At 71.8% G+C, this 19,242-nt stretch carries 18 protein-coding genes, 1 tRNA gene and 1 pseudogene; 15 read left to right on the forward strand and 5 right to left on the reverse strand.

What is annotated here, in order from left to right; translation table 11 throughout:
• The first annotated feature begins 906 nt into the window (after nt 1-906).
• The gene (locus DDW44_RS14375) at nt 907-1,707 is read left to right on the forward strand and encodes a CAP domain-containing protein (protein WP_108906690.1); all 801 of its coding nucleotides are present in this window, start codon (nt 907-909) and stop codon (nt 1,705-1,707) included.
• A gap of 105 nt (nt 1,708-1,812) precedes the next feature.
• Here DDW44_RS14375 and DDW44_RS14380 read toward each other — a convergent pair whose 3' ends face one another.
• Complete coding sequence (locus DDW44_RS14380; protein WP_206307367.1) at nt 1,813-3,048, reverse strand: IS30 family transposase; 1,236 nt, start codon at nt 3,046-3,048, stop codon at nt 1,813-1,815.
• 666 nt (nt 3,049-3,714) lie between these two features.
• Between DDW44_RS14380 and DDW44_RS14385 the strand changes: the two genes are divergently transcribed.
• From DDW44_RS14385 to DDW44_RS14400, 4 genes are all read left to right on the forward strand, one after another.
• The gene (locus DDW44_RS14385; protein WP_108906692.1) at nt 3,715-5,031 is read left to right on the forward strand and encodes a YncE family protein; all 1,317 of its coding nucleotides are present in this window, start codon (nt 3,715-3,717) and stop codon (nt 5,029-5,031) included.
• Between the two features lie 402 nt (nt 5,032-5,433).
• Nucleotides 5,434-6,195: a class I SAM-dependent methyltransferase gene (locus DDW44_RS14390; protein ID WP_018892639.1), complete on the forward strand. Its 762-nt coding sequence runs from the start codon at nt 5,434-5,436 to the stop codon at nt 6,193-6,195.
• 221 nt (nt 6,196-6,416) lie between these two features.
• Nucleotides 6,417-6,998, forward strand: a complete 582-nt coding sequence (locus DDW44_RS14395) for an HhH-GPD-type base excision DNA repair protein (protein ID WP_108906693.1) — start codon at nt 6,417-6,419, stop codon at nt 6,996-6,998.
• A gap of 160 nt (nt 6,999-7,158) precedes the next feature.
• The gene (locus DDW44_RS14400) at nt 7,159-8,700 is read left to right on the forward strand and encodes a M28 family metallopeptidase (protein ID WP_017946164.1); all 1,542 of its coding nucleotides are present in this window, start codon (nt 7,159-7,161) and stop codon (nt 8,698-8,700) included.
• A gap of 294 nt (nt 8,701-8,994) precedes the next feature.
• On the opposite strand, the gene DDW44_RS14405 is transcribed toward DDW44_RS14400, so the two are convergent.
• Nucleotides 8,995-10,632 carry a helicase HerA-like domain-containing protein gene (locus DDW44_RS14405; RefSeq protein WP_108906694.1) on the reverse strand — a complete coding sequence of 546 codons (1,638 nt, stop codon included), beginning with the start codon at nt 10,630-10,632 and terminating at the stop codon, nt 8,995-8,997.
• Between the two features lie 109 nt (nt 10,633-10,741).
• Between DDW44_RS14405 and DDW44_RS14410 the strand changes: the two genes are divergently transcribed.
• Both DDW44_RS14410 and DDW44_RS14415 read left to right on the forward strand, forming a co-directional pair.
• Nucleotides 10,742-11,038, forward strand: coding sequence for a type II toxin-antitoxin system VapB family antitoxin (locus tag DDW44_RS14410; RefSeq protein WP_003999914.1), 297 nt, complete (start codon nt 10,742-10,744; stop codon nt 11,036-11,038).
• A gap of 153 nt (nt 11,039-11,191) precedes the next feature.
• The gene (locus DDW44_RS14415; protein WP_240800739.1) at nt 11,192-11,815 is read left to right on the forward strand and encodes a LytR C-terminal domain-containing protein; all 624 of its coding nucleotides are present in this window, start codon (nt 11,192-11,194) and stop codon (nt 11,813-11,815) included.
• A 126-nt stretch (nt 11,816-11,941) separates the two neighbouring features.
• Here DDW44_RS14415 and upp read toward each other — a convergent pair whose 3' ends face one another.
• The gene (gene upp / locus DDW44_RS14420) at nt 11,942-12,577 is read right to left on the reverse strand and encodes a uracil phosphoribosyltransferase (RefSeq protein WP_017946167.1); all 636 of its coding nucleotides are present in this window, start codon (nt 12,575-12,577) and stop codon (nt 11,942-11,944) included.
• 87 nt (nt 12,578-12,664) lie between these two features.
• Here upp and DDW44_RS14425 point away from each other — a divergent pair, with 87 nt between their 5' ends.
• The 4 genes and pseudogenes from DDW44_RS14425 (at nt 12,665) to DDW44_RS14440 (ending at nt 14,343) form a co-directional block, all read left to right on the forward strand.
• Complete coding sequence (locus tag DDW44_RS14425; RefSeq protein ID WP_018892641.1) at nt 12,665-12,871, forward strand: hypothetical protein; 207 nt, start codon at nt 12,665-12,667, stop codon at nt 12,869-12,871.
• A gap of 182 nt (nt 12,872-13,053) precedes the next feature.
• Nucleotides 13,054-13,569 carry a tRNA adenosine deaminase-associated protein gene (locus tag DDW44_RS14430; RefSeq protein ID WP_018892642.1) on the forward strand — a complete coding sequence of 172 codons (516 nt, stop codon included), beginning with the start codon at nt 13,054-13,056 and terminating at the stop codon, nt 13,567-13,569.
• Between the two features lie 35 nt (nt 13,570-13,604).
• Nucleotides 13,605-14,024, forward strand: a pseudogene (tadA, locus tag DDW44_RS14435) (tRNA adenosine(34) deaminase TadA); the annotation flags it as partial.
• A 234-nt stretch (nt 14,025-14,258) separates the two neighbouring features.
• Nucleotides 14,259-14,343: transfer RNA gene (locus DDW44_RS14440), tRNA-Ser, on the forward strand.
• A 78-nt stretch (nt 14,344-14,421) separates the two neighbouring features.
• Here the strand turns inward: DDW44_RS14440 and DDW44_RS14445 are convergent.
• Nucleotides 14,422-14,958 (reverse strand): hypothetical protein, encoded by a 537-nt coding sequence (locus DDW44_RS14445; RefSeq protein ID WP_240800738.1) that lies wholly within the window; start codon nt 14,956-14,958, stop codon nt 14,422-14,424.
• 248 nt (nt 14,959-15,206) lie between these two features.
• On the opposite strand from DDW44_RS14445, the gene DDW44_RS32070 reads away from it, so the two are divergent.
• From DDW44_RS32070 to DDW44_RS14460, 4 genes are all read left to right on the forward strand, one after another.
• The gene (locus DDW44_RS32070) at nt 15,207-15,368 is read left to right on the forward strand and encodes a hypothetical protein (RefSeq protein ID WP_167455453.1); all 162 of its coding nucleotides are present in this window, start codon (nt 15,207-15,209) and stop codon (nt 15,366-15,368) included.
• Nucleotides 15,369-15,696: 328 nt separating this feature from the next.
• Nucleotides 15,697-16,524: an RNA polymerase sigma factor SigF gene (locus DDW44_RS14450; protein ID WP_411354573.1), complete on the forward strand. Its 828-nt coding sequence runs from the start codon at nt 15,697-15,699 to the stop codon at nt 16,522-16,524.
• A 234-nt stretch (nt 16,525-16,758) separates the two neighbouring features.
• Nucleotides 16,759-17,715 (forward strand): RNA polymerase sigma factor SigF, encoded by a 957-nt coding sequence (locus DDW44_RS14455; protein ID WP_108906697.1) that lies wholly within the window; start codon nt 16,759-16,761, stop codon nt 17,713-17,715.
• Between the two features lie 631 nt (nt 17,716-18,346).
• Nucleotides 18,347-18,628 (forward strand): hypothetical protein, encoded by a 282-nt coding sequence (locus tag DDW44_RS14460; protein ID WP_240800737.1) that lies wholly within the window; start codon nt 18,347-18,349, stop codon nt 18,626-18,628.
• Nucleotides 18,629-18,854: 226 nt separating this feature from the next.
• Here DDW44_RS14460 and DDW44_RS14465 read toward each other — a convergent pair whose 3' ends face one another.
• On the reverse strand, nt 18,855-19,070 hold the full coding sequence (locus DDW44_RS14465; RefSeq protein WP_026282078.1) for a hypothetical protein: 216 nt from the start codon (nt 19,068-19,070) through the stop codon (nt 18,855-18,857).
• Nucleotides 19,071-19,242: the final 172 nt, after the last annotated feature.

A 19,242-nucleotide genomic window follows, 5' to 3' on the forward strand; every position in this document is an offset into this window, starting at 1 on the left:
ACGGAGGAAGCTCTGACGTCACGGCAGTCTCCCCAGATTCGGGGACGTCGGGGAAATGATGCTGATCATCATTCGCCCTCCTCATCCCATTATGGGCTTCTGATGCGGTAAGGGTGGATCTCGGGAGTTGCCCGCTGCGGCGCCCGGACGGCGGCGCGAACGGCACGCCCATTGCGAGAGACCGGCGTTCTGGGCACCGGCTCCTGTCCCCAGGAAAGCCCGATCGTCACATTCACGTCATGCCGCTCGATTTCGTGGCTTGACAGACGGCGGATTGACAGGCAGCAGGGGCTTTACCGGCAGCGGCTTTACGGGCAGGGCCGCCCGACGCCGGCACGGACCGGCCGCCCGTCGATCACCCCGTCGATCACCCCGTCGATCCGCCTGCCGGTCCGGCCGTCGTCCGCACGCCGGGAACCGGCCCGCGGGGCGCTCGCACCGGGAACCCCGCCCACCCCGCGACTCGGCCGGGGGCGCCGCGGTTCCAGGAACGATCGGGCTATTCCGTGACATCCGTCACGGCGAATCGGGCACTAGGGAGCCCGATTAGTAGAAAGCCAGGGGCTGGACAAATGGGACTTGTCCACTTTGAGAGAGACATGTCCCTCGCGAGCCGTGGGGGTATTCGACCGGCTCGCCGGTTCCGCCCGCCTGCGTCCGATCCAGCGGTTTCTGACGGGTCAACAGAGGAACGCGGAGTTCCGGAATTGCGGCGAGCACGCCCGCAAGCGCATTTCAAGAGGCCTTCCGCCCTACGAGCCGGGATAGTAACGGCGCCCGTTGCTCCGGCCGCACGGCGCTTCTAAGAATGGCGGCGCGCAAAGGCGTCTCCGCAGCTCAGCACAGGACCAGTGCCGGGTCGACCGTTCCCCGGGGGCGCTCCGCGAGAACCGAGTGAGGTCATGCATGAGGAAGCACCGCAGGAAGACGCACTACCGGAAGATAACGATCGCCGCGGTCGCCCTGGGCGCCGTGGCTGTGCCCTCCGTAGCCATGGCCTGTCTGGACCCGCAGGAAGGCCAAAAGCGCCTGGAGAGCCGTGACGGCCGGTCCTGGGGGGAGTGGCAGAACGCCTCGGACGAGTCTCCCTGGCAGCGGGGCGGCTGGGACTGGAAGAAGAAGCACGGCGGTGAGCCCGGCGGCGAGCAGCCCGGTTCGGCACCGGGTGCAGCAGAGCCCGGCGGCTCGGAACCCGCCCCGCCGGCACCGCAGGCCCCCGCCCCCGCCGCCCCCGCGCCGGCCGCGCCGAAGCCCGCCGCCCCCGCGCCGAAGCCGGCCGCACCCAAGCCCGCGGCCTCCCCGAGCGCACCCGCGTCCTCCGCTCCCGCCTCCGGCGCCGTCGCGCGCGTCGTGCAGCTCGTCAACAGCGAGCGCGGCAAGGCCGGTTGCTCTCCCGTGAGTGTCAACGCCAAGCTGACCAAGGCCGCCCAGGACCACAGCAAGGACATGGCCGCCCACCGCAACATGTCCCACACGGGGTCCGACGGCTCGAACCCGGGCACCCGGATCACCCGCGCCGGTTACAACTGGAGCACGTACGGCGAGAACGTCGCCTACGGCTACGAGACCCCCGAGAAGGTCATGGCGGGCTGGATGTCCAGCCCGGGTCACAAGAAGAACATCCTGAACTGCGAGTTCAAGGAGATCGGCGTCGGTCTCGCCCAGCCGGGGAACTACTGGACCCAGAACTTCGGCACCGCTCGCTGACCACGCCCGCGGCCGTTCGCCCCTCCCGCGAACGGACCCCCACCGCGGCCTTCGAAGGCCCCGGCGCGTCTTGGGTTCAAGGGGTCGTCGCAACACCACTTGGTTTCAGGTGGTGAGTAGATCACGTAGACGCTCGGCTGGGGTATCCCAGCCGAGCGTCTTGCGTGGGCGGCCGTTGAGTTCCTGGGCGACGTGTTCGAGGTCTTCGGGACTGTGCAGGCTCAGGTCGGTGCCTTTCGGGAAGTACTGCCGCAGCAGCCCGTTGGTGTTCTCGTTCGAGCCGCGTTGCCAGGGCGAGGCCGGGTCGCAGAAGTAGACGGGCATGTCGGTGGCCATGGTGAACTGCTTGTGGCGTGCCATCTCGCTGCCCTGGTCCCAGGTGAGAGAGCCGCGCAGGTGGGCGGGCAGGGTCTGGATGGTGCGGACGAGCCCGTCACGGACGGTCTCGGCGTCGTGGGCTCCGCCCGACAGGTGGACCAGCATGGTGTAACGGGTGCTCCGTTCGACCAGGGTGGCGATCGCGGAGCGCCCGCCTGCGCCGATGATCAGGTCGCCTTCCCAGTGCCCGGGCACGGCCCGGTCCTCGACGGCGGCGGGCCGGTCGCTGATCATCACCATCGGGTCGATGAACCGGGGAGTGCGCCGCTCGGGGTCCCGGCGTGGTTTGCGGCGGGTCCGGCCGGAGCGGATGGCTGCCTGCACTTCCCGTTTCAGGCCGCCGCGGGCCTGGAAATACAGCGCCTGGTAGATCGTTTCCACGCTCACCCGCATGCTCTCGTCGTCGGGATGTTCCTTTACCAGAGCGTGGCAGATCTGTTCCGGTGACCACCGCCTGCGCAGGTGGTCCTGGACGAAGCGGCGCAGCCGTCCCTCGCGCAGCAGCTTGCGATCCTTGGGCCGGGGCCTGCGCGCTGCCGCCGCCCGGTGGGCCGCGTAGGGCTGGTAGCCCTCGCGGCCCGAGTTCGCGTCGATCTCCCGCTTGACCGTGCTCGCCGGCCGTCCCAGAGCACGCCCGATCGCCCGCAGCGACTGACCCGCCGCGCGCAGATCGCGGATCTTCTCGCGCTCGGCGAGCGTCAAGAATCGCGGGTTGAGCTGCTTCTCCAGGGCCGTCAGGCCCACCGGTGGCGTGGTCACACCGCACATCGTGACGGTCCCCGCCGTGTAGTCGACACGCCGCCCGTCGGCATAGGTGCGCGTCGTGGCGGTCTTCTTGACGCCCCAGTCCCAGTCCTTGGCCGTGCGCTCGTTCACACCGACCTGCCGGGCCGCGACCCGGCGTGCGACACCGGCGGCCCGAAGCCGCTCGTACTTGTCGCGCCCGGGGTGCCGCCGCGGCAGGCGCACCGAGTTCCATCCGGCTTTCCGGGCCCAGCCGAAGGCGGTGTTCCGGTTCACCCCCAGCTCACGCGCCACCACGGTCACGTTCCCCACGGCATCCAGCCGCGCAAGGAAACGCTCCCTCAACCCCGCAAGATCATCGCGTCCAACGGCCACGGTCCTCGCAACTCCCACAGATCGCGGGTGTTGCGAGGACCGTCAGAACCCAAGCCGCTCGGCCGGGGCCTTCGCCGTGTCCGGCCCCCGGGCCGCTGCGGGGGCCCGGGGTACGACGGCGGCGCGGGCCGGCGGCGGACGGCGGGAGGAGCACCGCGGACCGCGGACGGCAGGAGGAGCACGGCGCGACGCGCACAGGGCGTCCGGCCCCGATGCCTACCGGCGAGCCCTCGCACGTACCGCACCCTCCGTGCTGCTGAGACCGGCGCGACCTGGGATGCGGACGGCCGCCCGGCCGCGCGAGGGCGGCGCACTGGTCGCGGGGGAGGTGACGGCCGGCGACGGCCCGGGAGACGGGCGACCCGGGCGGGAGGACCTCCGCCGGCACCGGCGAGCACCCGAAGCGCCGGGGAAAGTCCTGCCGGACCTCTGGCCGTCCATGTGACCCACCAGTACCTTACCGCCGGTAAGACCCTGTCTCCCTCCTGCCCCACACCCCAGGAGCGCGCCGTGAAGACAGCACTTCCCCCGACCCTTGCCGGTGTCGCCGTCGCCCTCTCGATCACCGCCGCCGTCCCGGCGTCCGCGGCACCCGCGCCGCCGCCCGCGCCGGCGCCGACCGCGGCCACCGCCGCTCCCGGCTCGTCCGCTCTGCGCGAGGTGCTGTTCGTCGGCAACAACTGGGACGGCACCACCGACGTCCTGGAGCCCTCCGGCTCCCTCGCCAGGATCGGCCGGATCAACGTGATCCCGGACAAGGACCAGCGGATGCTGGAGATCCACCTCAACCCGCTGAAGCTCGCCTACTTCCTCGGCATCCGGTGGTCGGTCGGCGAGGGCCACGACCAGTTCGTCGACGACATGTACTCGACACCGGACGGATCGGCCGTCGTGGTGTCCCGTCCGAGTTTCGCCGACGTCGTCTCCGTCGACGTGGCCACCGGACGGCTCAACTGGCGTTTCCCGGTGTCGGGTTACCGCTCCGATCACATGGCGGTCTCCCCGGACGGGACCCGCGTCGCGGTCTCCGCGTCGACGTCCAACCGGGTGCACGTCCTGGACATCCGGACCGGCCGGGAGACGGGTTCGTTCACCACCGGCGACAAGCCGCACGAGAACGTCTTCACCGACGGCGGCAAACGGATCTGGAACAGTGCCATCGGCGAGGTCAACACGGCGCTGGACGACCCCTTCTGGGACTTCACCAAGGGCGACCGCAAGATCACCGTCGCCGACGCGAAGACGTACCGCACCGTCAAGGTCATCGACATGCGTCAGCGGCTGGACGCCTTCGGCCGCAAGGACCTCTCGGACGCGGTGCGGCCCGTGGCCTTCACCCCCGACGAGTCCACGCTCTACTTCCAGGTGTCCTTCTTCAACGGCTTCCTGGAGTACGACGTGGCCGCCGACCGGATCACCCGCGCGAAGACCCTCCCGAAGAATCCGGCGACCAGCGAGGACCGTACGACCTGGGTCAACGACTCCCGCCACCACGGCATCTCGATGAGCCCAGGGGGCGACAAGATCTGCGTCGCGGGAACGATGGACGACTACGCGACGGTGGTCGACCGCGCGACCCTCGAGGAGGGTCCGCTGGTCCCGGCGTCGAAGCCGTACTGGGCCACGGTGAGCGGGGACGGCAGGTCCTGCGTGGTCTCCGAGAGCGGATCGGACTCGGTCACCGCGATCGACTTCGCCACCGGCCGGAAGGTGGCGAGCGTGCCGGTCGGCGACCATCCCCAGCGCGTGCGGCTCGGCAAGGTGGCGGCCGACTGGACGGGGCCCTCGGCCGCGCGGGAATCGTCCCGGACGGCCGTGCGGGAGTAGTCCCGGAACCGGGCCGGGTCCGACGGGCTCAGCAGGGTGCGCCAGGCCCGCCGGCAGGGCACGGGCGGCGGCAGGGGGGCCAGGCGAGGGGCACGGGCGGGGGCGCGGGGACCGGAAGACGGGCACATGGGTGCGGCGGCAGGACGGTGCCCCTCCGGCCCCGGGTTCGGCTCCTGGATCGGCCAGGCCCCGGATTCGACCAGGCCCCGGATCCGGCCAGGCCCTGGATTCGGGGCAGCCCCGGGTTCGGCCGGGCCGCTCGGCTCGACTCGCCCCGGCTCGACTCGCCCCCGGTTCGCGGGCCACGGGACCCTGTTCCGGCGGCCGCCTGCCCCGAGCGGCCCCCGGCAGGCCCCGGCCAAAGGAGTGGCGGCTCCCCGGGGAGGGCGGCACCATCGGTTCATGACCCGCACGTTCGACCATCTGGTGGCGGAGGCCGAATCCGTGTCCGTGGCGGGCTGGGACTTCTCCTGGCTCGACGGGCGGGCGACGGAGCAGCGCCCGTCCTGGGGCTACCAGCGGCTGATGAGCGACCGGCTGGCACGGGCGTCGGCCGCCCTCGACATCCAGACCGGCGGCGGGGAGGTGCTCGCCGGCGCGCCGAAGCTGCCGCCGCTGACGGTGGCGACCGAGGGCTGGCCGCCGAACGTGGAGCAGGCCACCCGGCTGCTCCATCCGCTGGGGGCGGCGGTCGTGGCGGACCGCGACGAGCCCCCGCTGCCCTTCGGCGCCGAAGCCTTCGACCTGGTCGTCAGCCGGCATCCGGTGCGGGTCTGGTGGGAGGAGATCGCGCGGGTCCTGCGGCCCGGTGGCACGTACCTCTCGCAGCAGGTCGGTCCGGCCAGTGTCTTCGAGCTGGTCGAGTACTTCCTCGGGCCCCAGCCGGAGGAGGTGCGCCGGGCCCGCCGTCCCGACGACGCCCGTGAGGCCGCCGAGGCGGCCGGGCTGGAGGTCGTCGACCTGCGTGCGGAGACGCTGCGGACCGAGTTCTTCGACATCGGAGCGGTGATCTACTTCCTGCGGAAGGTGGTGTGGCTGGTGCCGGGCTTCACCGTGGCCCGGCACCGCGACCGGCTCCGTGAGCTGCACGACCGGATCGAGACGGAAGGCCCCTTCGTCGCCCGTACGACCCGCTTCCTGATCGAGGCCCGCAAGCCCGGCTGAGCCGCCCGCCGGGCCCCTCGCGAAGTGCCCTGCCGGGCTCCCTCGGCCCCCCTTGGACACTCGGCCGCCCTTGGACACACTCGGCCGCCCTTGGACACACTCAGGCCCCCTGGGCGAAGTGCCCCGCCGGGTGCTCTCCGGCCCCCTCGGGCGCCTCCGCGGAAGCCCCGCGGGGCCACCGCGGAGGTGCGGCACGCCCCGACGGGAGGGATCATCGGGGGATGAGTCCCGAGATCCATCTCGCCCAGCAGCCCGAGGCCGACGAGCTCCTCGGGCGCAGCCCGCTCGCCCTCATGATCGGCATGCTGCTGGACCAGCAGGTCCCGATGGAATGGGCCTTCACTGGCCCCTTCACGATCGCCGAGCGCCTCGGAAAGAACGACCTGGACGCCCATGAGATCGCCGCGCTGGACCCCGAGGGGTTCGCCGCCCTGCTGTCGCAGAAGCCCGCCGTGCACCGCTATCCGGGGTCGATGGCGAAGCGGATCCATCAGCTGTGCCAGTACCTGGTGGACGAGTACGACGGCGACCCGACGGCGCTGTGGAAGGACGCGCCGTCGGGCAAGGAGGTACTCGGCCGGCTGCACGCCCTGCCCGGCTTCGGCAAGCAGAAGGCCCAGATCTTCCTCGCCCTGCTGGGCAAGCAGTACGGTGTGACACCCCAGGGGTGGCGGGAGGCCGCGGGGGCGTACGGCGAGGAGGACGCCCACCGTTCGGCCGCGGACATCACGGGCCCGGAGTCGCTGGCCAAGGTCCGTGCGCACAAGCAGGAGCTGAAGCGCGCGGCGAAGGCGGCCAAATGACGCACAAGTACGCCCGAAGACGTACGAGTTGCCGTCATTGGCGCTAAATCTCGCGTGAGTTGCGGCACATGTGTTCACAGAACACTCAGAGATCGCTAGCTTCCCCTCAACCTCGTTCGCACCGGGAAGGACCTCTGTGAACGCAACCCATCGCAGAGCAGTGGCCACCGTGGCCGCAGCCGCACTCGCGACCCCGCTCCTGCTGGCATCCGCCTCGCCCGCAACCGCCGACCGGCACGACCCCGCCAGGCAAGCGGCCAAGCAAGCGGCCAAGCTCTCCAAGAAGCTGGTCCGCGAGTCGTCCGCCAAGGACGCCTTCAAGCACCTGCAGAAGTTCCAGCAGATAGCCGACAGCACCGGCGGTCACCGTGCCGCCGGTTCGCTGGGGTACGACGCCTCCGCCGCGTACGTGTACCAGCAGCTGAAGAAGGCCGGGTACGACGTCTCGTACCAGAACTTCGACTTCATCTACACCGAGACCCAGGCCGAGAAGCTGTCGGTGGTCTCCCCCGCGCCGCGCGACATCGCGATATCGGCGATGACGTACACCAAGTCGACACCCGTGGGCGGTGTCCGGGCGGATCTCGCCGCCGTCCCCGTGGACGCCGACGGCACCACGGGCTGCGAGCCCGCGGACTTCGCCTCCGGCACCTTCACCGGCAAGGTGGCGCTGATCCGGCGTGGTGGCTGCACATTCGCCCTCAAGCAGCAGAACGCGGCCGAGGCGGGCGCGATCGGCGCGATCATCTACAACAACACCGCGGGATCACTCGCCGGCACCCTCGGCGGTCCCGAGGCCGGAAAGATCCCGACCGGCGGCATCACCCAGGACGAGGGCGCCAAGCTGGCCGAGGACCTGGCCAAGGGCCCGGTGAGCATCGACTTCGAGATCCGTCAGCTCCAGGAGAAGCGCACCACGCGCAACGTCATCGCGGAGACGCGGCGCGGAAACGCCGCCAACACCGTGATGCTGGGCGCCCACCTCGACTCCGTGACGGCCGGCCCCGGCATCAACGACAACGGCTCCGGCTCGGCCGGTCTGCTCGAGGTCGCCCTGGAGTTCGCCAAGGCGGAGAAGCGGCCCGCGAACAAGGTGCGGTTCGCCTGGTGGGGCGCCGAGGAGAACGGTCTGCTGGGCTCCGAGCACTACGTCGCGAACCTGAGCGACCTGGGCAAGAAGGAGATCAAGCTCTACCTGAACTTCGACATGATCGCGTCGCCGAACTACGGGCTGTTCGTCTACGACGGCGACAACTCCGACGGCGTCGGCGCGCCGGCCGGTCCGGAGGGCTCGGCCCAGCTGGAGCGCGACATCAACGAGTTCATGGACCGCGTCGGCGCACCCCACGAGGGCACGGACTTCACGGGCCGCTCCGACTACGGCCCGTTCGTCGAGGCCGGTATCCCGTCCGGCGGCACGTTCACCGGCGCCGAGGGCATCAAGTCCGCCGCGCAGGTCGAGAAGTTCGGCGGCACGGCGGGCGTCGCCTACGACGCTTGCTACCACGCCAAGTGCGACGACATCAAGAACGTCAACATGAAGGCGTTCGACGTCAACATCGACGTCATCGCCAACGCCACCGGCACCTACGCGCACGACCTGAGCTCGCTGCGCAAGCCGGTCGTCACCGTCCCCACGGACGGCGACACGGGCAGCGGTGGCGGTCTGCACGACGGCCACGACCACGAGGTCACCGAGTAGCGGTCACCGCGTAGCGGTCACCGCGTAGCGGCACCGCACGCAGTGGGACTCCGTCCCCGGACCCGCCCCGCACCACCTGCGGGGCGGGCCCTCGCTCCCGCCGCCGGCGCGGCTCCACCGAGCCCCGCCGGCGCCGGGCCGCTCCTCCACCGGCACCACGCCGTCCCGGCCGCCCGAGGGCCGCCACCCGCTCGCCCGACCCCCGTGCGGCCTCCTCCGGCCGGCGCTCGTCCGCCCGCGTCCGGCCCCCGTCCGGCTTCCTCGGGCCCCCGGCCCGTCCGCCCCCGCTCCGCGCTACCGGCGACGCCTGCGGGCCGTGCCGAACAGGGAGCGGGAGATCTCCCGCCCCAGCTGGGTGCCGACCGAGCGGGCCAGGGACGTGAACAGTCCGCTGCCCATCCCCTGTCCGGCCGGGGACCCGTCCCGCCCCGGGGCGCGGGCCTCGGGTTCCGCACGGCGGGCCGCATCCTCCGCCTCCCGCGCCTCCCGCGCCGCCTCCGCCTCCCGCGCCGCACGCAACGCCGACTCCTCGGCCGCCCGCTGCTCCGCCGTCAGCTTCTCGTACGCCGACTCCCGGTCCACGGCCTGTGCGTAGCGCGCGTACAGCGCGGAGGCCCTCGCCGCCGCGTCCAGCCCGGCGTCGCCGAGCGGACCCATCAGCGACTGCGGCGCCCGCAGCCGTGTGACCGCGACGGGGGTCGGCGCGCCCGACTCGTTCAGCACCGTGACGACGGCCTCTCCCGTGCCCAGCGAGGTGAGGACCTCCTCCAGGTCGTATGCGGAGTCCGGAAAGGTCCGCACCGTCGCCTTCAGCGCCTTGGCGTCGTCCGGGGTGAACGCCCGCAGTGCGTGCTGCACCCGGTTGCCGAGCTGCCCCAGCACCTCGCCGGGCACGTCATCGGGGGTCTGCGTCACGAAGAAGATCCCCACGCCCTTCGAGCGGATCAGGCGCACCGTCCGGGTGACCGCCTCCAGGAAGGCCTTGGAGGCACCGTCGAACAGCAGGTGCGCCTCGTCGAAGAAGAACACCAGCTTCGGCCTGCCGAGGTCGCCGACCTCCGGCAGATCCGCGTACAGATCCGCGAGCAGCCACATCAGGAACGTCGAGAAGAGCTGCGGCCTGTCCTGCACCCCCGGGAGTTCCAGTACGGACACCACCCCGCGCCCGTCGGGCGCCGTCCGCAGCAGCTCGCCCGTGTCGAACTCCGGCTCGCCGAAGAAGTCGCTCGCCCCCTGCTGCTCGAAGAGCGTGATGGCCCGGAGGATCACTCCGGCGGTGGCGGTGGACAGCCCGCCGATGCCCTTCAGCTCCGGCTTCCCGGTGTCCGACACCAGGAACGCGACCACGGCCCGCAGATCCTTCAGGTCCACCAGTTCGAGGCCCTTGGCATCGGCGTAGTGGAAGATCAGGCCGAGGGACTGCTCCTGCGTCCGGTTGAGCTGGAGCACCTTGGAGAGCAGCACCGGCCCGAAGTCCGTGACGGTCGCGCGGACCGGGACGCCGCGGCCGATGCCGCCCAGCGCGTAGAACTCCGCGGGGAATCCTCCGGCGCGCCACTCCTGGCCCACCTGCGCGGCTCGCTCCACCACCTTCTCCCCGCCCCGGCCGGGCGCGGCGATCCCCGAGAGGTCGCCCTTCATGTCGGCGAGGAAGACGGGGACGCCGTTCGCCGACAGCTGCTCCGCGAGCAGCTGGAGCGTCTTGGTCTTGCCCGTGCCGGTCGCACCGGCGACCAGACCGTGGCGGTTGAGCATGCCGAGCGGGATCCTGACCGGCGCCCCGGGCAGGCAGCGGCCGTCGTGGAGCAGGGCACCCAGCTCGAGGGCGGGCCCGGGGAAGGCGTAACCGGAGGCGATCTTCCGCGTCTCGTCGGTGAGATCCGCCGCCCCGGCCGGGCCCGCGGGCGGGGTCGGCTGCTCGGGCTCAGTCATGACACGGCCCCCATCTTCCGGGTTTGCGAGGCTTTTGCGGGGTTTTGCCCAGCATCCCACCGGCACGGCCTGGCTGCGCCGACCGCCGCTTGCCCGGTAGGCTTTCCGTGTGATCTTCAAGCGCATCGGCAACGGGCGGCCGTATCCCGACCACGGCCGGGAAAGCACCCGGCAGTGGGCGGATGTCGCGCCGCGCCCGGTCCGCCTCGATCAGCTCGTGACCACCAAGGGCCAGCTGGACCTCGAGACCCTCCTCGCCGAGGACTCGACCTTCTACGGCGACCTCTTCGCCCATGTCGTGAAGTGGCAGGGCGACCTCTACCTCGAGGACGGGCTGCACCGCGCCGTGCGCGCGGCACTCCAGCAGCGGCAGGTGCTGCACGCCCGCGTACTGGAGCTGGACTGACCCGGACCGGCCGCCGCGGGCGACCCGTTCGGGCCCCTGAGCCCCCGTAAGGCGCAGCCCCCGCGACCCGTAAGGCGCAGCTTCACGTCCATACGGACGCAAGCGGATGATCGTTAAGTAGGCATAGCCACCGGACCGCATTACGCTGCGCCCATGAGCATGCTCACTCCCCCAGGCATGGGCGGAAAGTACCGCATCACGGGCAATGCGTATCCGCGTATGCGCCGCCCTCGTCGCCGCCGCAAGGTCGTGCTCGCAGCCGTCGCAGCCGTGGCCGTCCTCGGCCTCGGCGGGTGGGGAACGCTGCAGCTCATCGACGCCTTCTCGGGCGATACCGGGAAGGCCGCCGCCAAGAGCCGGGCTGCGGCGTGCAAGCCCAGGTCCGCACCGTCCGCCGCGCCGGCGCCGCCGAGGCCCGCCCAGATCACCGTCAACGTCTACAACGCCACCCCGCGCAGCGGACTGGCCAAGGCCACCGCCGACGAGTTGCAGAAGCGCGGCTTCAACATCGGCAAGGTGGGCAACGCCTCGCCGGAGTACGACAAGAAGGTCCCCGGCGCCGGGCTGCTGCTGGGTGCGCCGGGGGCGTACGAGGGGCCGTTCAGCGTGCTGGGCACCCAGCTCACCGGCGCCCAGGTCAAGGCCGACGCCCGCACCTCGGCCGACGTCGATCTGATCATCGGCACGGCCTTCAAGGCACTGAACACCAAGCCGGTCGCGGACAAGGCGATGGCCGCGCTGACCGAGCCCTCGCCCGCGCCGGGCGAGTGCGGCTGAACCGGACGGCAGGCGGGCCCGACGTCCGGGGCCCGACGTCCGGGGCCCGAGTGGAGCGCGCCCCGGGCACGGCGGGTACGGCGGGTACGGCCGGGCGACTCCCGGCCGCGTACCCCCCGGACTGCCCTACTCGGCCGCGCCGTACATCCGGTCCCCCGCGTCACCCAGGCCGGGAACGATGTAGCCCTGCTCGTTGAGCCGCTCGTCGACGGAGGCCGTCACCACGGTCACCGGAGTGCCCGCGAGCTCGCGCTCCATCACCTCGACGCCCTCCGGCGCCGCCAGCAGCACGACCGCCGTCACATCGTCGGCGCCGCGCTTGATCAGCTCCTGGATCGCAGCGACCAGCGTGCCGCCGGTGGCGAGCATCGGGTCGAGCACGTACACCTGGCGGCCCGAGAGGTCCTCCGGCATACGCGTCGCGTACGTCGACGCCTCCAGGGTCTCCTCGTTGCGGATCATGCCGAGGAAGCCCACCTCGGCGGTCGGCAGCAGCCGGACCATCCCGTCGAGCATGCCGAGGCCGGCCCGCAGGATCGGCACCACCAAGGGCCGGGGGCGGGAGAGCTTCACGCCCGTGGTCGCCGCCACCGGCGTCCGGATGTCGATCTGCTCGGTGCGCACATCACGCGTGGCCTCGTACGCGAGCAGGGTCACCAGCTCGTCGGCGAGGCGCCGGAAGGTGGGGGAGTCGGTGCGCCGGTCGCGCAGGGTGGTGAGCTTGTGCGCCACCAGAGGGTGGTCGACGACGTGGATCCGCATGGATCCAACAGTATCCGGGGCTGGCGTGGGCGCGGCCTCCGGAGGGAAGGTGGGACGTAGCCTTCCAGCGCCGAGGTGGTGTGGCCGATGCCGGAGCGGGATCAGCAGGACCGGGAGCAGCGGCGGGAACCGCGGCAGGAGCAGGAGGAGTCCGACGCCGAGCGAAGGCGGCGGCGCGCCCAGTTCCTCCGCGAACTGCACGAGGCGAAGGCCCTGCGTGACCGCGTCCAGCCCCGGCGCGCCCGCGCGGCCCGGATGCGCCAGGCGATGCGCATGCGCTCCTTCCGCTGGTGAGCCTCGGTGTCCCCTGGACGGACCCGTACGGCGCCGTTCGGTGGGCCCTCTCACTGAACGCGTGCACGACGCAAGGCCGGAAGACCTCTCGCGAAGCCGCTGTTTCTGCCACGATTCCGAGTGGGCGGGGCACGAGCAGCGCTCCGTCGGTCGTCACTACTCTGATCAGTGGGAGAGTCACGGTGTACTTCGCCGCACTGCTCGCGCGCACCGAAGACGGGTGGGTAGCGAGCGACACAGAGCTCGACGATGTGGAGTCCCTGTCGGATCTGGCCGACTTGGCCCGCGATGCCTCGGTGAACGAGGACACGGTGCTCGCCTTCATCGAGCAGGAAGACACATGGTTCGGCATCGTCCGGGTGGACGGCGAGGACGATCCTCGTGTCTTCGTCTCGGACGCCGCCTCGGCAGCACGCTCCTCCTACGGGGCGATGCTCACGGACGAGCTGCTCGGCAAGGACGAGGAGGATGACGAGCTGGAATCGCTCGACCTCGACGGCACGGAGGACGGCGAACCGGAGAGCGAGGAGGAGCCGTCCGAGGACTCCGAGACGGTCCCGGCCGGGCCGCTCGGCGACTCGGATCTGCTCGCCGACCTCGGGATGTCCGCGAAGGAGCTCTGCGCGCTCAGCTCCGAGGCGCTGACCGAGATCGCCGACACCCTCGGCGCCTCCGAGATCCTGGAGGCCGTCCGCTAGTGACGGACCCCGTGCGGGCGCCGTGGGAGGCGCCGATGCGGCTCGCGCTCGAGGAGGCCGCACGCGCGCCGCTGACCGGGGACGTCCCGGTCGGCGCCGTCGTGCTGGCCGAGGACGGCGCGGTCCTGGCGACCGGCCACAACGAGCGCGAGCTCACCGGTGACCCCACCGGTCACGCGGAGGTCCTCGCGCTCCGGCGGGCGGCCGCCGCGCTCGGCAGCTGGCGGCTGACCGGCTGCACCCTCGTCGTCACGCTGGAGCCGTGCACGATGTGCGCGGGTGCGCTGGTGCTGTCCCGGGTGGACCGGGTGGTCTACGGCGCCCGCGACGAGAAGGCGGGCGCGGCGGGCTCGCTCTGGGACGTGGTGCGGGACCGGCGCCTCAACCACCGCCCGGAGGTGATTCACGGAGTGCTGGAGGCCGAGTGCGCGCGGCAGCTCACGGCGTTCTTCCGGGGCGCGCGCGGGGGTGCCGCGGAGACCACCGGCCCGCAGACGCCAGACCCGCAGGCGCCGGGCTCTCAGGCCCCCGGCCCGCGGACACCAGACCCGCAGACGCCGGGCTCTCAGGCCCCCGGTTCGGAGACCTCCGGCTCTCAGGCCTCCGGAGAGGGGCTGGGCAACGGCCTTCCGGGGCGCTGACCGATACCGATTTCAGAGCACGGCACACCTTGGGCTAAGCTCTCTCCCGGTAGCGTGTCCGAGCGGCCGAAGGAGCTCGCCTCGAAAGCGAGTGTGGCGCAAGTCACCGAGGGTTCAAATCCCTCCGCTACCGCTCACAGACGAGAGGGCGGTCCCGATGGGGCCGCCCTTTCGTGATCTTGCGTCTCGTTTCCGCCGCCCTCCGGCGGTCTCACGCGTCGCCCCGAGCCCCCCGCCGGCCGGCCAGGGTCTCCTCCTCGGCCCGATGGGCAGCGGCGACCGTCACGGCGGACACGGCGAGGAAGAAGGTCGCTCCGGCGTCGAACCATCGCACACCCGACTTGAGTGCGGACTCGTACACGGCTCGGCTCACCGGCTCCCGGCCGCCGCGATGGGTGAGGTAGTAGCCCTCCGCGGTGCGCTCCGGCTGCCCGGCGGCCGGAGCTCCACCGATGGCGACGCACAGCACGACGACGGCGACGAGGGCTCCCGCCGCAGCCCGCAGCCACCGGGGGGTGAGCCACAGCGCGAGGAGGAAGTCCGGGCCCCGGGTGGGCAGGCCCACGCGGTGGCAGCGCAGCACCGCGCCCCAGAACAACGGGAACATCAGCCCGAACAGGGTGAAGGCGGCGGCCTCGGGCACCACCGGCCTTCCTGGCAGCAGGGTCAGCACCACCGCGGTCGCGGCCGGCCCCGCCAGGAACAGGGACACCCCCACATGGACCTTGTAGCCGGTCGGCACAGGCACGCACCCCCCTCTCGCCGGATGCCAGAAGCCTGGCCCTTGGGGCGTCGCCGGAGGAGTGCCCCTCCCGGCAGACACCGGCGTCCGGGATTGCGAGGTTCCGGCAAGACCGCCGGCCCTGCCCCGCCACCGCTGGTGAGGGCGCCCCTCACGGCCGTACGGACGACCCCGGCAGAGGGGTCCTCCGCTTCTGATCGCTCGGTTAGACTCACGCGTCCGCGGAGGTACCGCAGGGGAGGCAGGGACTAGTGGTGCAAGCGAAGAAGATCGCTCTCTATGTGGTCGTCGTCTTCGTGCTGTACACGATCATCACCTCCCCGGACCGGGCGGCCGAACTCGTCGGGGTGGGCTTCGAGGGCATATCGAGCGCCGCGCAGGGCGTCGGGGAGTTCATGTCGGAGCTCGTCAACTAGTTCCGGTGGTTCCGGGTACGGCACCGCCGATCCGGCGGCCTCCCCGTGCCCCACCCGGACGCCGCCGGTCGGCGGTGCGGGACGTCACCACCCGGGTGATCACCCCGCGCGGCCACCGAGCCGCCCCCTCCCTGAGGCCTTTCAGCCCCCACCGTAGAGGTGCGGGGCTTTTTCACTTATGCACCAACTTGCTCCCAACACGACGTTATGGGGTGCTTGAACACAGTGGACCTGTGTTGTGATGCTATGACCGCTTTTGATGGATGAGTTGACCCGGCGTTGACCCTTGGGGTTGACGCCGTTCGACCCGTGAAGGGGTGGCGTGACCGTGCCGGCCAGTACTGCGCCTCAAGTGCCGCCCCAGAACGAGAGCGAGGGCCGGACCAAGCAGAGCCGGGGCGCGGACACCAGGGCACTGACCCAGGTGCTCTTCGCCCAGATGAAGGACCTGGAACCGGGCACACCCGAGCACACCCGCGTCCGGGCCGCGCTGATCGAGGCCAACCTGCCGCTGGTCCGGTACGCGGCGGCACGTTTCCGCAGCCGCAACGAGCCGATGGAGGACGTGGTCCAGGTCGGCACGATCGGCCTCATCAACGCGATCGACCGCTTCGACCCCGAGCGGGGCGTGCAGTTCCCGACGTTCGCCATGCCGACCGTGGTCGGCGAGATCAAGCGGTACTTCCGCGACAACGTCCGGACCGTGCACGTGCCGCGTCGGCTGCACGAGCTGTGGGTGCAGGTCAACGGCGCGACGGAGGACCTGACCACGGCGCACGGGCGGTCCCCCACGACGGCCGAGATCGCCGAGCGGCTCAAGATCTCCGAGGACGAGGTCCTCGCCTGCATCGAGGCGGGCCGGTCGTACCACGCGACGTCACTGGAGGCCGCACAGGAGGGCGACGGCCTCCCCGGCCTGCTGGACCGGCTGGGCTACGAGGATCCCGCGCTCGCCGGGGTCGAGCACCGCGACCTCGTACGCCATCTCCTCGTACAACTGCCCGAGCGCGAACAGCGGATCCTGCTGCTGCGCTACTACAGCAATCTGACGCAGTCCCAGATCAGCGCCGAGCTCGGAGTCTCGCAGATGCATGTGTCAAGGCTCCTCGCCCGCAGCTTCGCACGACTGAGATCCGCAAACAGGATCGAGGCGTAACCGAATCGGGTAGACCCCTTTCAGCCCATTTCGAGGGGGACGAATGCCGTATACCCCCTTTTTCCTGCGCTGATCTGACGCTCCGTTGTCGACATGTCACTACAGCGTGTTGCCGACATGTGACATTCTGCCGGAACCGCGTTTGCCGCGGCCCCGCCTCCGGTATTCAGGTGGAGGCTGCGTTCCTCCGATGGTCGCGGCCGACGCGACCGTCCGCGACCTCCAGGGGGTGGCATGTCCGCAGAACAGGGCAGCTCGAAGGTGCTCACGCTCACGCAGAGCGCTCCCTCGACCGACGCGCTCCCGGCGCCCGAACCGATGCCCGCGCCCACGCCCGTGGACGTGTCCATGGACATGTCCGCGCCCGCGTCCATGGACGTGTCCATGGATCTGCCGGCCGAGGCCGCCGAGGCCACGGAAGCCACCGGGGCCCTCGACACCCGCACCCTGTCGCGCTCGCTCTTCCTGCGGCTGGCCGCCCTCGACGAGGACAGCCCCGAGCGTACGTATGTACGCGACACGCTGATCGAGCTCAACCTGCCTCTGGTGCGCTACGCGGCGGCACGCTTCCGCAGCCGCAACGAGCCGATGGAGGACATCGTCCAGGTCGGCACGATCGGCCTCATCAAGGCGATCGACCGCTTCGACTGCGAACGCGGCGTGGAGTTCCCGACGTTCGCCATGCCGACCGTGGTCGGCGAGATCAAGCGCTTCTTCCGGGACACCAGTTGGTCGGTGCGCGTTCCGCGCCGGCTCCAGGAGCTGCGGCTCGCGCTGACGAAGGCCAGCGACGACCTGGCCCAGAAGCTGGACCGCTCCCCGACGGTGCCCGAACTCGCCGCGGTACTGGGCGTGTCGGAGGAGGACGTGGTCGACGGCCTCGCCGTGGGCAACGCGTACACGGCGTCCTCGCTGGACTCCCCGTCACCCGAGGACGACGGCGGCGAGGGCTCCCTCGCGGACCGCCTGGGCTACGAGGACGGCGCGCTGGAAGGCGTCGAGTACCGCGAGTCCCTGAAGCCGCTGCTGGCCAAACTCCCCCCGCGCGAACGCCAGATCATCATGCTGCGCTTCTTCGCCAACATGACGCAGTCGCAGATCGGCGAGGAGGTCGGCATCTCCCAGATGCACGTCTCCCGGCTGCTCACCCGGACGCTGGCGCAGCTGCGCGAGGGCCTGATCGCCGACTGACGCGCCGCCCGTGGGGCGGCGCGCCCCCGCGGGCGTGCCGCCGGCCGCGCGGTCGACCACCGCTTCCCGTGGCGGGGTTCCGCTCCGCCCGGGCGTCGGACAGACTGTGCCGATGCGACGGCGGCGACGGCCACGGCCACGGCGACGGGTCGGCTACGGGCTGGCGGGGGTCGCACTCTGCCTCGGCGGGGTGCTCTCGGCCTCCGGATCCGACGACCGGGGCGACGGGTACGCGGCGATAGGAGCCGGCGGGCACGGGCCGGAGGGCGCCGTGCCGCCGTCCGGGGACGTCGTGCTCGTGCCCCTCGACGACGACACATCCGATCGGCCGTCCGGTTCGGCGCCGCCTCCCGGCGGTCCGGCGGCCGGCAGGGCCGGCACCGGCCCGGGCACGCCGGGCGCGGGGACCGGGACGGAGAGCTCGGGGGTCCCCAACGCGCCCGGGATCCCTGGCGCGTTGAGGCCCGGAGGGGGAACGGGCGGCGGGCCGGAGCCGGGGCCGCCGGGAGGGGGGAGCGCACCGCCCGGCACGAGCCGGCCGACGCCCCCCGCACCGGATCCGCCACCGGATCAGCCGCCGAAACCATCGCCGCAACCGGCGCCCGGCCCCGCCGTGCTGGTGGTCGCGGAGGTGAGGAGGTCACCCGCGGACGAGCGGTGGTGCGAGAACGTCACCGTGGAGTTCCGCAACGACGGTGGCACAGCGGTGCGTTCGGGCACCGTGGTGTTCGGCACGCACATCATCGGCGTGCTCGGCACCGACTGGGCGACGATCGATTCCACCCGGAAGCTCCCGTCGCCCATCGCCGCGGGTGCGGCGAGGACGACGGCCTACCGGGTGTGCGTGGACTCCTGGCGCGTGCCGCTGGGCATGCGCGTCGAGACGCGGGACGTGCGCGCGGAGCACCCGTAGCGGTAGCCGCCGCGCGGAGCACCCGTCCCGGCCGGACGCCGGACGGAGTACCCGTGACCGCAACCGCCGCGCGGAGCACCCGTCCCGGCCGGACCGCGCGCCCCCGTCCCGGCCGGACGCCGGACGGAGTACCCGTGACCGCAACCGCCGCGCGGAGCACCCGTCCCGGCCGGACCGCGCGCCCCCGTCCCGGCCGGACGGACCTCGCGCGGCCGGTTCCGGAGGGTCAGCCGAGGGCGAGCCAGACGACCGTGCCGAGGATCGCGACGGCCGCCACGATCCCGACCATCAGCCCGACCCGGGGTCCGGCCGGCGCGGGCGCCGCGGCGCCGCGGCCTCCGTGCTGGGGGCCGCCCTCGTCGACGAAGGCGCGGAACATCTGCGTGCTGCCCGCGGGGTCGTGGCCCTCGGGGCCCTGGGGCGCTTGGGGGTTGTGTGCCATGGGTCAGGACCCTAGCGAACCCGGGTGAGCCGCCCAAGTCCCGGTCGGCCGCACCCGCGACATGCCCGCACGATGTCCTACTTCCCCCGCCGGCGCGGCCGGATCATGACGTCGCGCACGCACAGCCTTGGAGGTTTCTTTACCCCGCACGCACCCGCTTTCGTTTGCCTGT

Origin of the sequence: Streptomyces tirandamycinicus, assembly GCF_003097515.1 — a bacterium.
Taxonomy (GTDB): Bacteria; Actinomycetota; Actinomycetes; order Streptomycetales; family Streptomycetaceae; genus Streptomyces; species Streptomyces tirandamycinicus.